Source organism: Pediococcus stilesii, from assembly GCF_001437075.1.
GTDB classification, from domain to species: Bacteria; Bacillota; Bacilli; order Lactobacillales; family Lactobacillaceae; genus Pediococcus; species Pediococcus stilesii.
This window is the reverse complement of the sequence record NZ_JQBX01000024.1, coordinates 1-13,775: the sequence shown is the minus strand read 5'-3', so window position 1 is coordinate 13,775 and position 13,775 is coordinate 1. Positions and strand designations below refer to the sequence as shown.

Annotated in this window: 14 protein-coding genes and 9 tRNA genes; 2 read left to right on the top strand and 21 right to left on the bottom strand. The window is 36.3% G+C overall.

Features of this window, described 5'->3' with window-relative positions; translation table 11 throughout:
* Positions 1-93: 93 nt before the first annotated feature.
* The 3 genes from IV81_RS08485 to IV81_RS08475 all read right to left on the bottom strand — a co-directional run bounded on the left by IV81_RS08485 (position 94) and on the right by IV81_RS08475 (position 2,396).
* A complete protein-coding gene (locus IV81_RS08485) occupies positions 94-819 on the bottom strand; it encodes an adaptor protein MecA (RefSeq protein ID WP_057804204.1) in 726 nt (241 codons plus the stop codon).
* Positions 820-1,000: 181 nt separating this feature from the next.
* On the bottom strand, positions 1,001-1,399 hold the full coding sequence (spxA, locus tag IV81_RS08480; RefSeq protein ID WP_057804202.1) for a transcriptional regulator SpxA: 399 nt from the start codon (positions 1,397-1,399) through the stop codon (positions 1,001-1,003).
* Positions 1,400-1,655: 256 nt separating this feature from the next.
* Complete coding sequence (locus IV81_RS08475) at positions 1,656-2,396, bottom strand: MBL fold metallo-hydrolase (protein ID WP_057804200.1); 741 nt, start codon at positions 2,394-2,396, stop codon at positions 1,656-1,658.
* A gap of 113 nt (positions 2,397-2,509) precedes the next feature.
* On the opposite strand from IV81_RS08475, the gene IV81_RS08470 reads away from it, so the two are divergent.
* Positions 2,510-2,995: a hypothetical protein gene (locus tag IV81_RS08470; protein WP_057804199.1), complete on the top strand. Its 486-nt coding sequence runs from the start codon at positions 2,510-2,512 to the stop codon at positions 2,993-2,995.
* A 285-nt stretch (positions 2,996-3,280) separates the two neighbouring features.
* Here the strand turns inward: IV81_RS08470 and IV81_RS08460 are convergent, their stop codons facing one another.
* The 9 genes from IV81_RS08460 to IV81_RS08420 all read right to left on the bottom strand — a co-directional run bounded on the left by IV81_RS08460 (position 3,281) and on the right by IV81_RS08420 (position 11,679).
* On the bottom strand, positions 3,281-3,964 hold the full coding sequence (locus IV81_RS08460) for a YoaK family protein (protein ID WP_083484711.1): 684 nt from the start codon (positions 3,962-3,964) through the stop codon (positions 3,281-3,283).
* 14 nt (positions 3,965-3,978) lie between these two features.
* Complete coding sequence (gene folP, locus IV81_RS08455; protein WP_057804195.1) at positions 3,979-5,124, bottom strand: dihydropteroate synthase; 1,146 nt, start codon at positions 5,122-5,124, stop codon at positions 3,979-3,981.
* Positions 5,125-5,136: 12 nt separating this feature from the next.
* The gene (locus IV81_RS08450; RefSeq protein WP_057804193.1) at positions 5,137-5,730 is read right to left on the bottom strand and encodes a non-canonical purine NTP pyrophosphatase; all 594 of its coding nucleotides are present in this window, start codon (positions 5,728-5,730) and stop codon (positions 5,137-5,139) included.
* A complete protein-coding gene (locus IV81_RS08445) occupies positions 5,717-7,018 on the bottom strand; it encodes a bifunctional folylpolyglutamate synthase/dihydrofolate synthase (protein ID WP_157059765.1) in 1,302 nt (433 codons plus the stop codon). The genes IV81_RS08450 and IV81_RS08445 overlap by 14 nt, the downstream gene beginning before the upstream one ends.
* Positions 7,011-7,583 carry a GTP cyclohydrolase I FolE gene (folE, locus tag IV81_RS08440; protein WP_057804192.1) on the bottom strand — a complete coding sequence of 191 codons (573 nt, stop codon included), beginning with the start codon at positions 7,581-7,583 and terminating at the stop codon, positions 7,011-7,013. Before folE ends, IV81_RS08445 begins: the two co-directional genes overlap by 8 nt.
* Positions 7,576-8,073: a 2-amino-4-hydroxy-6-hydroxymethyldihydropteridine diphosphokinase gene (folK, locus tag IV81_RS08435; RefSeq protein ID WP_057804190.1), complete on the bottom strand. Its 498-nt coding sequence runs from the start codon at positions 8,071-8,073 to the stop codon at positions 7,576-7,578. The genes folE and folK overlap by 8 nt, the downstream gene beginning before the upstream one ends.
* Positions 8,063-8,431 (bottom strand): dihydroneopterin aldolase, encoded by a 369-nt coding sequence (folB, locus tag IV81_RS08430; RefSeq protein ID WP_083484710.1) that lies wholly within the window; start codon positions 8,429-8,431, stop codon positions 8,063-8,065. Before folB ends, folK begins: the two co-directional genes overlap by 11 nt.
* 210 nt (positions 8,432-8,641) lie before the next feature.
* Complete coding sequence (gene spxB / locus IV81_RS08425) at positions 8,642-10,366, bottom strand: pyruvate oxidase (RefSeq protein WP_057804188.1); 1,725 nt, start codon at positions 10,364-10,366, stop codon at positions 8,642-8,644.
* Positions 10,367-10,464: 98 nt separating this feature from the next.
* Positions 10,465-11,679, bottom strand: a complete 1,215-nt coding sequence (locus tag IV81_RS08420) for an aminotransferase-like domain-containing protein (protein WP_057804186.1) — start codon at positions 11,677-11,679, stop codon at positions 10,465-10,467.
* A gap of 126 nt (positions 11,680-11,805) precedes the next feature.
* On the opposite strand from IV81_RS08420, the gene IV81_RS08415 reads away from it, so the two are divergent.
* Positions 11,806-12,702, top strand: a complete 897-nt coding sequence (locus IV81_RS08415; protein ID WP_057804184.1) for a LysR family transcriptional regulator — start codon at positions 11,806-11,808, stop codon at positions 12,700-12,702.
* A gap of 86 nt (positions 12,703-12,788) precedes the next feature.
* Here IV81_RS08415 and IV81_RS08410 read toward each other — a convergent pair.
* The 9 genes from IV81_RS08410 to IV81_RS08370 form a co-directional block, all read right to left on the bottom strand.
* Positions 12,789-12,859 (bottom strand) — tRNA-Cys (locus IV81_RS08410).
* Between the two features lie 97 nt (positions 12,860-12,956).
* A tRNA-Leu gene (locus tag IV81_RS08405) sits at positions 12,957-13,040 on the bottom strand.
* 38 nt (positions 13,041-13,078) lie between these two features.
* Positions 13,079-13,151, bottom strand: a tRNA-His gene (locus IV81_RS08400).
* Positions 13,152-13,156: 5 nt separating this feature from the next.
* Positions 13,157-13,230 (bottom strand) — tRNA-Trp (locus tag IV81_RS08395).
* A gap of 63 nt (positions 13,231-13,293) precedes the next feature.
* A tRNA-Phe gene (locus IV81_RS08390) sits at positions 13,294-13,366 on the bottom strand.
* A gap of 16 nt (positions 13,367-13,382) precedes the next feature.
* Positions 13,383-13,457: transfer RNA gene (locus IV81_RS08385), tRNA-Asp, on the bottom strand.
* A gap of 18 nt (positions 13,458-13,475) precedes the next feature.
* Positions 13,476-13,548 (bottom strand) — tRNA-Val (locus IV81_RS08380).
* 4 nt (positions 13,549-13,552) lie between these two features.
* Positions 13,553-13,624: transfer RNA gene (locus IV81_RS08375), tRNA-Glu, on the bottom strand.
* Positions 13,625-13,647: 23 nt separating this feature from the next.
* Positions 13,648-13,739 (bottom strand) — tRNA-Ser (locus IV81_RS08370).
* Positions 13,740-13,775: the final 36 nt, after the last annotated feature.

The following is a 13,775-nucleotide window of genomic DNA, read 5'->3' as shown; positions in this document are numbered from 1 at the left end:
TTAACTTCTGGGGTACAGGTCACTTCTACCTAAATTTTATTTTTGAATCATTTAGTACCAACTAAAAATCACTATTTGGGCCAACTTTTTGGATTAATCAAAATATCTTTTTGCTAATTCAAGAGCTGCTCCATCAATCACAACTTTCCCATGCTCACGTAAAACCTCACTAGAAATCGGTGTTGCTTTACCATATTCGTAAGCAATCGCTAAATCGTCTTTGACCGATTCGGGCGTATTTTCGCTCATGAAGAAGGTCAACTCTAGATAATAGTCGTTCTTAAACTCATATAAAACCGACTCGATTCCATTACCTGTTGTAATTAATTTTGCAATATTTGGTAGTCCCTCAAAGTCGTCCAACTTAACGATTGAACGTTGTGTATCACCAACCCCGTTGGCATAACTATTTAAATCAGCGGGATCACCGTTAGTAGTACGCGCCGAAGAATCAACGTTATTTTCATTAGTATCGGTTTCAGACAATTTTCTTTTTAAAAAGTCTGATACTTCATCTAACTCATCTGAACTAGGTGACCCATTCTCAGTTGCGGATTTAATCGCCTCTTCCATCCCGTTAGCCGGATTTTTACTAATATATAGCTCTAATCCATTACGGTTTGGCAGTACTTGAAAGGTAACCGCATCATTATTAGCAAACTGATGCTCCGTGTCAACCTCTTCCAGTACGGAATAAAAGAAACTTTCAATTTCTTTATGATTATCTAATAAATCGAGGAATGTCACCCCGCGTTCAGTTAGATCGTCTGAACTAATTGTAACTCTGATCGTATCATCATTTATTCGTTCCATTTCCATTAGTAGCACCTCCAGTTCTAAATCGAAACTGAATGGAAAAACATATCTAAATATGTTCTACACGATTATCCCACAAAACACAAAACTTTACCACAAGACGCCCCTAACCATTAAATTTTTCTAAAGTAAAAGGATTATTTTAGACGCGTCTCACGTCCAGAATAATCCCTTAAAGTTTAAATTAAAGATTTGCAATGCGCTGTGCTTCAGCTAGTTCAAGTTGGCGTACCTTACGTGGCAAGAAACGACGAATCTCATCTTCGTTATAGCCAACTTGTAATCTCTTGTCGTCCATAATAATCGGACGACGGAGCAATCCAGGATTCTTTTGAATCAGATCAATTAGCTGTTGAAGTGGTAAATCATCTAATTCAACGTTCAACTCCTGAAAAACCTTCGAGCGCCGAGAAACAATTTCTTCGGTCCCATTTTCAGTCATTCTAAGAACTTTTTTAATTTCTTCAGCACTTAAGGGTTCAGAAAAGATGTTCCTTTCCGTATAGTTAATTCCGTGTTCTTCTAACCAAGCCTTTGCCTTTCTGCAAGATGTGCAACTTGGCGATGTGTATAACGTAACCATTAAAATTCCCCCTTTTAGCAGCCTGAAAGCATTACTTAACTTACAATTAACATTGTACAGCGTTAATCAAACTTTGTCTACCCCTTTTTTAAAGATTTTTACTTATAAAAAATTAAGTAATTGTCATTCTTTTGTGCCATATTATGAGTTATTTTTAAATGATATTTGTCATTTTTTTATGTTTTGTAGTATAAATTAATTTTATTAAATTAAATAAACACTTATAGTTTAAAAAAATAGTTTGTTATGAAAAGGTTTACTCTAATTCGATAACCCTCCCGACCTCTGGAAGCCCTATGCGACTGGGTTTCGAAGAGAATTTCCTTGTTTCCTCTAACACTTGGTTTAACTCAAGGAGCGGCGATAAGTGACTAATAATTAATCTTTTCGAAGCAGATTCATCAAATAATTTAGCCGTATCTTTAGTTGAAAGATGCCATTTGGTTCCTTTATACGATTCTAGAAAATTAGTATCAGTTATTAATAAATCACTATTTTGGGCAAACGGCACTAATTCATCAAAAAATCGTGTATCTGATGTAAATGTGAATACTTGCCTAGAAGTCTTATCCTCTATTCTCGTCGCGAAAGCGGGAACTGGATGAACTGTTTTTTGGAATGTTATTTCAAAAGGTCCTAGTTCTAATTTTGTATCCTCATTATAGGCAAATCCTTCTGAAGCATTGGGCCAGGTCAGTGCTCCAAAATTAAGTGGGTCTTCGTTATGTCCATAAATCGGTAACTTTGTTTTCCCAATTTTTTCATTTAATTGCCATAAATACTGTAATACACCAACATCAGCCGTATGATCATGATGGTAGTGAGTTAACAATACTGCGTCCAGTTCAAGAGGATTAATGTGTTTTTCAAGTTCAAGTAAGGTTGAAGAACCCGCATCCAGAAGTAAATTAAAGTCACCACTTTGGACTAAATAACCTGTTGTTCCAATTTTTTGGCTCGGATAACCGCCATAAAATCCTAGTACCGTTATTTTCATATCTATTTCTCCTCATCAAATAATTATTCATTACCTTAATTCTAACGCAAAGTGAAAAATATTTTTATTATCTTTCAAAACCTCTATAATAAGTGTGGAACGGAGGTGTTAATATGACTAGAAATTTAATTTCGTCATTTGGCAGTAAGAGTATTCTCGAAAGTATAAAGAAAAAGAATTCCGATCGGAAAATGATTATTCTTTCCAACACTTCGGAAAATGATAGTTTTCAATTAGTTGATTTTTCTGACCGGGAAAATATTTTTCAATCTCCCAATCGCTATCAAGTACTCTTTGAAAGTGGTTTTTCAATTACCGGCAATCTTTTCAGATTCGACTTTTTCGAACTATCAGATGACTCATTAAAGGCATTCGATCAAAAGATTCAAAACTGGGCGAATAGTAATGCGGATTCATACGACTTGCAAAATTCCTTTTTACTAAATCCCTTAGACGGGAAGCCAAGTAATCGAGCACTGCTAACAATCTGGAATCAAGAGTCTAACCGCTCTACTTTTGAAGTTCGTGATCTACAAAATATTATTGCACCATATACGAACCAAAATTATTTCCGTACAATTTATCAAGTGGTAAACTAATTCGTGAAATAGCATCAATTTTACTGTATACTTGTATACCGTATACAGAAGGGAATGATCCGTATTTTCTCACCAAAAAATCCAAAGGTTTTGATCTCAAACATCATATTTGACTTAATTGTTGGAATCTTTTTTGTCTATTATTTAAAAGTATCCAGCGATGTTTCAAGTTTCATGCGAATCATCTTAATGATTTTTGCTGCCTACGATTTTACTGATATGTTTTTTAGCATTCGTCTTTTATTACAACAATCTAAAGGACCAAAAAAATAAAAGTTTGAGAATTTATCTCAAACTTTTATTTTTTATGTCAGTGTATCGAATTAGGATAATTGCAAAAAGAGCCGTTCCTGAAAAAATAATTGTGAACGAGCCTAAAATCCCAGTCAGAGAACCGGAAATTAACGCGCCACCCACGAACGATCCGATTATTGACAGAGTATCAAGCCCTTTACGCCAAGCTGTTTGATTTTTTTCAATTAGTGCATCATACATTGATTCCGCCGCAGTTCTGATGTTGCCGGTCATCATTAAGGAAGTAAATGGACCACCATTTAATTTCCGAAAATGCTGTAATTGGGCCGATGCGGTTAAAGATAACATTCCCGTAACTAACGTATTAGGTAAAATCTTTGAAAAAAGTGCGACAAGGACGATCAAACTTATCTCATACATCAACACGCATTCGTCAATTGAAAATGCATTGCGCTTTAAAAGTCTTTCATGCTTTTGAAACCAACGGACGATAATTGTTCCAATTGCAAAGAACAGAATTGAAACCACGTATTGTACAGTTTGCTCCCATTTAAACTGCCCCAAATGAATTCCTAATAAAATTAAGTTTCCCGTCTGCAATCCCGCAAAAACCTCTCCATGCTCTAAATAAGAATATGCATCAAGTCCACCAGCTGCAGCAGCTAAGAGCATCCCAATTGTTAGCTTTTCATAGAACGTACTGCTTCGATTCATTTTCCATCCCCCACTTAACTAATTCCATCTTTCTCACCAAACCAGTAACCGTTTCGAATCACGTCAAGCATTTTAACTAACTGCAAGGTTTCGTTTAGATCATGAACACGTAAAATTCTTCCGCCGTGCAAATACATATATGCTTCAGCAATCAATGTTACTTCCAGTCGATCTTCTTTCTTTAAATTAAATAACTTGGCCCCAAATCCCTTTCTAGAAATTGCAACCATCATTGGTCTTCTTAGATAATTGAACTGATCAATATTCTTCATCATTGCATAATCCTGATATCCATCAGCAATTTTAGCGTATCCAACGCCTTGATCAAGTGCAATTCTATCAATATCAATTCCGCTTTTAGTCAAATCATCTATATTTTTCTCAAAAAAGTTCTTCATTTCTCCCGTTAGGTTGGAATAATTTTTATCACGTGCACTATGCATAGTCAGTAAACCAACATCTGATTGTTTTAACAATTCAAGTTTGCGTTGATCATCAGTAAATGCATTTACATCATTAATGATATCAACGTTTTTAATCACCTTTTCCATAACCTCATATTTGTAAGTGTCGACAGCAATTGCTACATTTTTATACTTACTCCGAATCAACTCGATGGCAGATTCTATTCGGTCAAGTTCTTCACTTGCGGCAATTTCCTGGAATCCTGGTCGTGTTGTCTGTCCACCGACCTCAATCACATCCACACCACTTTCAATCATTTCCTCAATGCGCTTAGCAATATCTGATTTATTTTGATACCAACCGCCATCATAAAACGAATCGGGCGTTATATTCAAAATTCCGTAGATAAGTGGCTTTTTAGATAGATTAAATTTAAAGCGTCCTGCTTTCCAAAAAATTGAATTATTCTGAATGATTTTAGCCAATTGTTGATCTAAATTTTCGTCACCCAAAATTTCAAATAGTTTTTCTCTAAAGATATTTATAGAAAATTCTGGAACCTTAAGAGTATATTCTTCTTGGTCCAGTTCAAATAATAGATCCATTTGATTAAACAAGGTTTCAAGATCGCCCTGTTTGCTCAAATTATCTAATTTTAAATTCAAAAATAAATTTTCTTGACGCGTTTTTACGTCTGACAAAACTCGGTCTATAAAACTATCACTAGAATAAACTTTCTTTTCAGTAATTTGCATCCGTGCTCCTCCTCATTGTAACTGCAATAATAAATTATGAACTGCTTTAGTTCGATGCAATAACGGAATTTTCTGATCATCACTCAGTTCCGCCAATGTTTTGCCAGTATCCTTTTGCTGCAGAATCAAATCAAATCCTCGCCCATTTTCACCGCGTGCTTGTTGACTGACTTCTCCAATAAATCTGCCCGTTGCCACAACTGTTTCTGAACGATAATATCCACCAACTAGGTTTGATATCATTTGAACTCCTCTTTTTTTGTTCAACAATAGTTTTAATATTTTATTGTTTAATTCTTGATCATTAAGATGTTTCATATCGAGATTTCTGGCAGTCAATACACCCAGCCAGTCGGGATAAGCATCTAAAATCATTCCGGAATCATCTGCAACAATAAATTCTTGTGGCAACATCTTAGCAATAAACGCACTTTTTATTTTCGCATTTTCAATATAACTTTTAGATCCCTCAGCCGGAAAAATCTGTTTAGGGAGAATTTCCTGATAGGATATCGCTTGTTCATCAAACCATTTAAAACTTTTGACTAGTTCTGCCGTTTTTTCCAAATTATTCGATGCAATAACAAATCTTTCAGGTTTCTTCATTTAAAGCTGCTCCCATTTCTTTAACTAAATAAAATGAGCCACTAACAACAATCAAGTCATTTTTGTTAACAACCTTCTCCATGGCACTAACCGCCTGCTTAGCATTAGAATATGAACCAAGCCATTTGTCTTTAAACAACGCATTTAAGGTTGACTGGTCCAGCGTTCGCTCTGGATTATCTGGTTGAACCGTGATGATCTTTGTTGCGGCCTCGTCGTACAGTTTTGCCATTTCAACGTAATTTTTATCCTTCAGGAAACCCAAAACAAAGAATAGCTTTGCGTTAGGCTTCATTAATCGAATGGTTTCTATTAAACGTTTTGTGGCATCTACATTATGAGCCCCGTCTAAAATAATCAACGGATCTTGGCTAATAGCTTGAAAACGACCAGGAATATTAATTTCGCTCATCATTTTAACTAATGGCTTCGTTGTCTGAACAACGTGCTTTTCAAAAAACCAATCATAGACGGTTAAAACTGTTGCTAAATTATCAATTTGAAACGTACCATTTAGTACAAATTTAATATTCTTTAAGCTAAAGTTTTTCGCATCAATTGAAACAATATTATCGAACAAACTAACTTTTTTAACGTCTAATATTTCGAGTTTAACTTCATTTATACTTTTTACATCATTTTCTCGTGAAATATCTAAAAGTACCTTTAAAGCCGAATTATGTTGGCTTGGAGCTATAAAAACATTCGTATTTCTTTTTATGATGCCCGCCTTGTTCAACGCTATTTCTTTAATCGAGTGTCCTAAAATTTCAACATGGTCAATATCGATATGTGTAAAGATTGTTACAATTGGCGGTGCAATTATATTTGTCGCATCTTTTTCCCCACCGAGCCCTGCCTCAATTACCGCCCATTCAACATTATTTTCGGCAAAATATTGAAGCATAATCAAAACGAACCACTCAAAAATTGAAATATCCCGCGGCTTAATATCCGACGGCAAAAGGCTAACAATCTCCTGATAAAGTTTAACAAAACTTTTCTTAGGAATGATCTGACTCTGAATTTGAATTTGTTCACGGATATCAAGTAACGCCGGACTGGAAAAATAACCAACCTTATATCCAGCATTTTGTAGTATCTCTTTGAGCATAAATCCAGTTGAACCCTTGCCGTTGGTTCCCGCCAAATGAATTATTTTAAAATTTTGATCGGGATTCCCCATTCTTTTTAAGACTCTTTTTAGCATTGGTATTCGTTCTGAATCTTTTGCTAGCATGTTTTGATTCAAATCTAAGATTAAATTTTCAAAGCTTAAATTAGACAATTTTATTCTCCGTTTGTCGTAAAAAATCTTGTTTTAACTCGGCGTCTGTTTTAAACCTCCCCGTAAACTTAGAGGTGTACGTAAATAGGTTTGTTCGATTAATCCCTCTCATCTCCATACACATATGCCGAGCAGAGATTGAGACCGCTACTCCATTTGGTTCCAAAATTCTTGTCAGCTCCGATGCAATTTGAGCCGTCACTTTTTCCTGCATTCCAGGCCTCTTAGAAGCGAACTCAACTAACCGCGGTATTTTACTAATACCAATTACCCTACCATCTTTTGGAACGTAAGCAACGTTTGCATAACCAAAGAACGGTAATAGATGATGTTCACACACCGAGTAAAACGGAATTCGTTGCACAATAACCATCTCTGGATCGTCTTCAACGTGAAAAATTTTGTAATCCGTAAAATCCTCTGGTTGATGATTTAAGCCGCTAAAAATTTCGGCATACGCTTTGGTAACTCTTTCTGGTGTTTCAAGCAGTCCTTCCCGCTGAGTATCTTCTCCGATTGCTTCTAATAGGTCTCGGACAGCTTGCTTAATCTTTTCTCTATTCAAGTTTCTCCGCCCCCATCTTATATTCACGCACTGAATTTTGATCATTTGTATTTTTCAGCATACCTTTTATTTTATCATGTAATTCGCGATCATTGTTCGTAATTTCAAGCATGGGTATTAATACAAAATTTCGGTTTTTAATTTCAGGATGTGGAATTATTAAATTATTTTCTTTCAGACTTATCTTGTTAAAAAAAAGAATATCTAAATCGATTGTTCTGGGCCCCCAATGAATTTTCCTAATCCTGTGCAAACCTTTTTCAATTTCATGTAAGAACTCCAATAATTCATGTGGACTCATTGTAGTCTTAATTTCGACAGCGATATTAAGAAAGTCATCTTGCTTTACGCCACCCACTGGCTCAGTCTCGTAAACTTTCGAGATATTTTTGATAGTCACTTTTTTTCTTAGCGCTTGAATAGCAGATTTTAAATTATGCTCACGATCTCCTAAGTTAGTTCCAATGCTTAGATAAACATCATTTGTCATTTTGTACGCCACTGACCTCAATTTCAATGTTTTTAAATATCCCGTCAATTGGAACACTATATTTTCTGATTCTTAGAGTGATTGCATTTAGAGCCGGAAATTTAGTAAGCAGAATTTTTAAAAGATTATTTGCAACACTTTCAATTAGATTAAAATTATTTTTTAAGACAAAATCTTCTATTACAGAATATACATCGGCGTAACTGACCGTTTCGTTTAAATTATCCGTTTTAACTTTTTCTTCAATCGGATAGGTCATTTCGACATCAATTTCAAGTTTTTGACCTAGCTTTTTTTCCTCAGCAAAAACCCCATTGTAAGTATGAAAAGTCATATTATTGATTCTTATTTTTCCCATCTCAAATTACCCCTTTATCGTCTAATAATTACAATAATATCATTATTAGGAAATTTACAACAATAAAGACCTTTTCATTTTGTTAAATAATTCTTTTAATTTATTAAACATAAAAAGAGCATTGCCAAAATCACTTTTGTCAACGCTCTCGATTGATTTTATCTTAGTTGTCAATTTCTAAATCAAGTTATTAATCGATTAATTAAACTACTACTTAAGGAACTGGCTTAGCGGAATTAAATCCTTAGAGTTGTACGCCTTATTAAATTTGTCAATGTCATCTTGACTGAATTGATCCGGATCCAGAACTAACTGTTCTACCGGTAATGGACGTTCGTCGGCAATTTTTACATCTATTACAACCGGTTCGGTTGCATCCTTAGCAAAATCAAAAGCTTCTTTTAACTCTTCTTTGTTATGAACTGAAAAACCGACAGCACCCAACGATTGGGCAACTCCTGCCCAATCGGCATCTTTTATATCAACACCGTAATGACTCTGATGTGTATCATCCTGCTCAGCTTTAATAAAGCCAAAAGAATCGTTACTTAATACAACATTAATAATTGGTAAATGGTACTTTGCTTGAGTAATTATATCCTGGGCAACCATGGCAAATCCACCATCACCTGATATAGAAAAGACTTGTCGGTTCGGATAACTTAACTGTCCACCAATCGCTGCTGGCATACCATACCCCATCGTTGCAAACCATCCTGAGGTTGTAAAGACTTGCTTTGGATTCATATTCAGAAATCTCAGTCCATCGATTGTTACGTTCCCAACATCAACGGTAAAAATTGCATCATCCTCTGCAATTCGATTAATTTCTTTAAAGACAGGTTCAACTCTCAGCGGCAATGAGTCACTGTCGGCCATTTTTTTAATCCAATCGTGCCAGTTTTTGTTATTATCCAGATTAGCTTGATACCACTTTGTGGATGGCTGCTCCTCTCCGCGCTCAATTAACAGCTTCAAGGTTTTTTTAGCATCAGCAAGGATTGCTACATCATCTTCATGTCGTTTACCTAACTTGGAAGAATCAATGTCAACCTGGATAAACTTAGCGTCAGGATTGAAAAAGTACTGTGCAAATGGAAAATCACTACCAATGAAAAACTGTAAATCAGCTTGTTTTAAAGCTTCCACAGCAGGCTTTGTTGCAACTCTTCCGGCCGATGCTAGATACGCGGGATTGTTATCAGGTACTATGCCCTTTGCCAAAGCACTGGACGCAATTGGCATTTTGTACATCTGAGCGAACTCTTCAATTTCTTTTGTAGCACCTGTCGCACCTTTTCCAAAGTATAAAATAGGTCGTTTAGCATCTTTAAGCAATTTTAAGGCAGCATCCACATCTTCAATGTCGGGAGCAGGATTCTTAACTCGATAATCAGATGCGGTGGATTTAAACGTATCCGGAATATCAACCCATCCCAAATCTACGGGAATTGTAACCACCGCAACGCCTTTATACTTATACGCCTGCTTAATTGCCTGATCAACGACGTGTGGCAACTGTTCGGCGGTCATTACAGTCCGATTATATACTGAAACATCGGCAAACATTGGATTTTCGTTCATCTCTTGGAAGAAATCGGTATTCATTGCACCAGTGGCAACTTGACCAATAAGTGCTAAAACTGGAACGTGATCCATCTTAGCATCATATAAACCATTAAAAAGGTGTGTTGCTCCAGGACCCGCTGATCCAAATGCGACCCCAATTTTACCGGTAATTTTAGCATCACCAGCAGCAGCTAATGCTCCAACCTCTTCATGCCTAACTTGAATATACTTTATTTTTTCTTTTTCGGAGAATAAGGCATCCATTGTACTATTAAAAGATCCACCCGGAATACCATACACGTGATCTACTCCCCAACTCTCAAGCACCTTCACCATTGCAATACCAGATTTAATTTTATCATCCATGAACATAAACCCCTTCCCCACTTATTAAATGTAAGTGTATCTAATTCATAGACAATAATAACGCTTTCCTTTTTGAAATTCAACCATCAATAATCTTCTTACCCGATTTTTAACTGAACGAGTTGAATTTCTTTTCGCAATACCTCACCTAGTTTTTTAATTCCTTCTTCAATTATGGTTGGGTTTAATCCAGTATAGTTAAGTCTAAAAGCGTTGGTAATCTTTTTACTGACGTATTGACTATCAGATGGCACATATGCCACATGCGCATCCGGAAGAACCTTTTCAATCAAAAGCTGGGTTGAATTAATTTCTTGCGGAAGCGTGACCCAGACAAAGAAACCACCATGCGGAATTGTATACGTAATTTCTTTTGGAAAGTATCGTTTAATTGCTGACAACATTACGTTTCTTTTCTGTCGGTACACGTCGGTCATTTCTTTAATATGCTGGTCAATATCATTATTGGAAAGATATTGATCAACTGCCGCTAAAGTTATAGCTGGCGATTGTAAATCGGTTGCTGATTTAAGGTCTAATAATCTTTCCATTACTCCTTTTCCAGCAATCATCCAACCTGTCCTTAGCGCTGGTGAAAGTATTTTAGAAAAACTTGAAATAAATATTACGCGATCTTCAGTATCGTAGTACTTGACTGGCGGAACACTATCACCTTCAAATTTCAACTCACGGTATGGACTGTCCTCTAAGATCATTACATCGTACTTATTTGCTAATTCGACCATCTTTTTTCGTCTTTCACTTGTTAACAGAGTACCAGTTGGATTTTGAAAATCTGGAATGGTATAAATTAACTTAATTTTAGGATGCTTTTTTAAAGTTTGTTCTAAAATGTCGATTTGCATCCCATCTTTATCAATTGGTATTTCGTGGTATACGGGTTCATACATATCAAACGCCGTTAACGCTCCCATATATGTTGGAGCTTCCACTGCAATCGAATCACCCTTATTTAATAAAAGTTTTGCGGTTAAGTCAATTGCTTGCTGACCTCCCTGTGTCAACAATATGTTTTCACTTGAAACCATCATTCCCGAATTTTTAATCATTCGATTAGCGATTTTTTGTCTTAAACTAGGAGAGCCCTGAACCGACTGATATTGAAAAATATCTGGCTTGGAATTTGCGATTGCTGTACGATAGGCTTCCTCCAACTGATCACTTGGAAAAAGATCCTGGTCTGGAAATCCACCTGCAAAAGAAATGTTCTGTGGATTTGCGCTATTTTTAAAAATATCGTTAATATAAGAGTTGCTATTGTTTAAAACCCGTTGTGCAAATAATTTTTTCATATACTTTTCCCCCCGCCATAAGTTAGTTATTGGTCATTGATTTATTTAATGATAAAATTAATATCAAATTAAGTAAACTTCATCTTTTTCAATTAAAGATGAAAATAATTCATCATAGGAGGAAAAATGTCAAATTTTAGTTATAAAGTATTCTCAACTGTAATTTCAAAGAAGACTTTTTACCAAACTGCCAAAACATTAAACGTCACACCAAGTGCTGTTAGTCATTCAATTAATCAATTAGAACAAGACTTAGGATTTCCACTGTTTATTCGAGATCGGTCTGGAGTTGAATTAACTGCGGATGGGAACCGCGTCCTTCCCTTCATCCAAAAAATTCTCAATGATGAAAGTAACCTGCGTCAAGTTTCTGATAGCATAAAGGGATTAAATTCCGGATCTGTTCGCTTCGGTGTCTTTAGTAGCGTATGCATAAACTGGCTGCCTCACATTATTCAAGAATTTAAGGCAAACTTTCCAGATATAAAAATTTCAGTTAAACAAGGAAATATCCGTGAAATAAATGAGTGGACGAGAAATGGAACAATTGATATTGGCTTTACCTTAATGCCTGCACCGGAAAATTTGCTAGTTTATCCGTTAATCAACGATCCCATATATTGTATTACTCCCGCAGATTTTAATCCGATTAATGGGTCTTTTATTACAAGAAAAGATGTTCGTAATGAGAACTTTATTCTACAACAGCGAGATTACGATCAAGATACAAAACTTGCCTTGGATTATTATAATGTCACTGCAAATTCACTACAGTTTTCAATCGATGACCAATCAATAATTTCAATGGTTGAATCCGGACTGGGGCTTGGAATTTTACCGGAACTAGCTCTTAAAAAACTTTCAGGAAATTTTAACTACTTCAATTTTTCAAAAAAATATGAACGAAAAATTTCTTTGATAGTAAATAAAAATCAATCCACTGCGCCATCCATAGCAAAAATGATCCAAATAATTAAGAACTTCCTGAGAACAGAATATTCTGATCGACTTTTGTGGGTTTGATTTATTAAAAAAAGAACCAATTCAATTAAGAACTGGTTCTTTTTGTGCCTTATGATGTCACATTTATTTGATAAATGTTTTATAAAAGGCGGTAGACGGATTTGAACCGACGATGAAGGTTTTGCAGACCTCTGCCTTACCACTTGGCTATACCGCCATAAAAGAAAAAATCGTACAGACAAACGCTGTACGAAAATTACGTAAAAGCACGAAAACTACATAATCATATGTAAAACTTATCGCACAAAACAAAGTGCCGCCGGTGGGGGTCGAACCCACACTCCCGTGAAGGAACTGGATTTTGAGTCCAGCGCGTCTGCCAATTCCGCCACAGCGGCATTCGGTACTTTATTATATTAGGGTAAAAAACCCAAAGGGCGGTAGGTGGGAATCGAACCCACGCGTGCCGGAGCCACAATCCGGTGCGTTAACCACTTCGCCACTACCGCCATCATGGCAGGGATAGTAGGAGTTGAACCCACACTGACGGTTTTGGAGACCGTAGTTCTACCATTAAACTATATCCCTAGCATTGATATAAGTGACTGTAAATATAAAATTAATAAACATGTGAATAAAAATTATTCACAATGGCGCGGGACAGAATCGAACTGCCGACACATGGAGCTTCAATCCATTGCTCTACCGACTGAGCTACCGAGCCATATATATTGGTGCAACGGTTCTAACGAGACTCGAACTCGTGATCTCCTGCGTGACAGGCAGGCGTCCTAAACCAACTAGACCATAGAACCAAAAACTTAAATTTGGAATGGAGGATACAGGGCTCGAACCTGTGACCTCCTGCTTGTAAGGCAGATGCTCTCCCAACTGAGCTAATCCTCCAAAATGACCCGTACGGGATTCGAACCCATGTTACTGCCGTGAAAGGGCAGTGTCTTAACCACTTGACCAACGGGTCATACTTCTAATAATCATATTATACGGAGAGTAAGGGATTCGAACCCTTGAAACAGGCTTTAACCCGTTTACATCATTTCCAATGATGCTCCTTCGGCCAACTCGGACAACTCTCCAAATAAATGAAACTCCGGCAGGCGGACTCGAACCGT

Bases quoted from the DNA above. Each gene is read 5' to 3' on its own strand.
- IV81_RS08485 (WP_057804204.1), bottom strand. From the start codon at position 819: ATGGAAATGGAACGAATAAATGATGATACGATCAGAGTTACAATTAGT.
- spxA (WP_057804202.1), bottom strand. From the start codon at position 1,399: ATGGTTACGTTATACACATCGCCAAGTTGCACATCTTGCAGAAAGGCA.
- IV81_RS08475 (WP_057804200.1), bottom strand. From the start codon at position 2,396: ATGAAAATAACGGTACTAGGATTTTATGGCGGTTATCCGAGCCAAAAA.
- IV81_RS08470 (WP_057804199.1), top strand. From the start codon at position 2,510: ATGACTAGAAATTTAATTTCGTCATTTGGCAGTAAGAGTATTCTCGAA.
- IV81_RS08460 (WP_083484711.1), bottom strand. From the start codon at position 3,964: ATGAATCGAAGCAGTACGTTCTATGAAAAGCTAACAATTGGGATGCTC.
- folP (WP_057804195.1), bottom strand. From the start codon at position 5,124: ATGCAAATTACTGAAAAGAAAGTTTATTCTAGTGATAGTTTTATAGAC.
- IV81_RS08450 (WP_057804193.1), bottom strand. From the start codon at position 5,730: ATGAAGAAACCTGAAAGATTTGTTATTGCATCGAATAATTTGGAAAAA.
- folK (WP_057804190.1), bottom strand. From the start codon at position 8,073: ATGACAAATGATGTTTATCTAAGCATTGGAACTAACTTAGGAGATCGT.
- folB (WP_083484710.1), bottom strand. From the start codon at position 8,431: ATGGGAAAAATAAGAATCAATAATATGACTTTTCATACTTACAATGGG.
- spxB (WP_057804188.1), bottom strand. From the start codon at position 10,366: ATGGATGATAAAATTAAATCTGGTATTGCAATGGTGAAGGTGCTTGAG.
- IV81_RS08420 (WP_057804186.1), bottom strand. From the start codon at position 11,679: ATGAAAAAATTATTTGCACAACGGGTTTTAAACAATAGCAACTCTTAT.
- IV81_RS08415 (WP_057804184.1), top strand. From the start codon at position 11,806: ATGTCAAATTTTAGTTATAAAGTATTCTCAACTGTAATTTCAAAGAAG.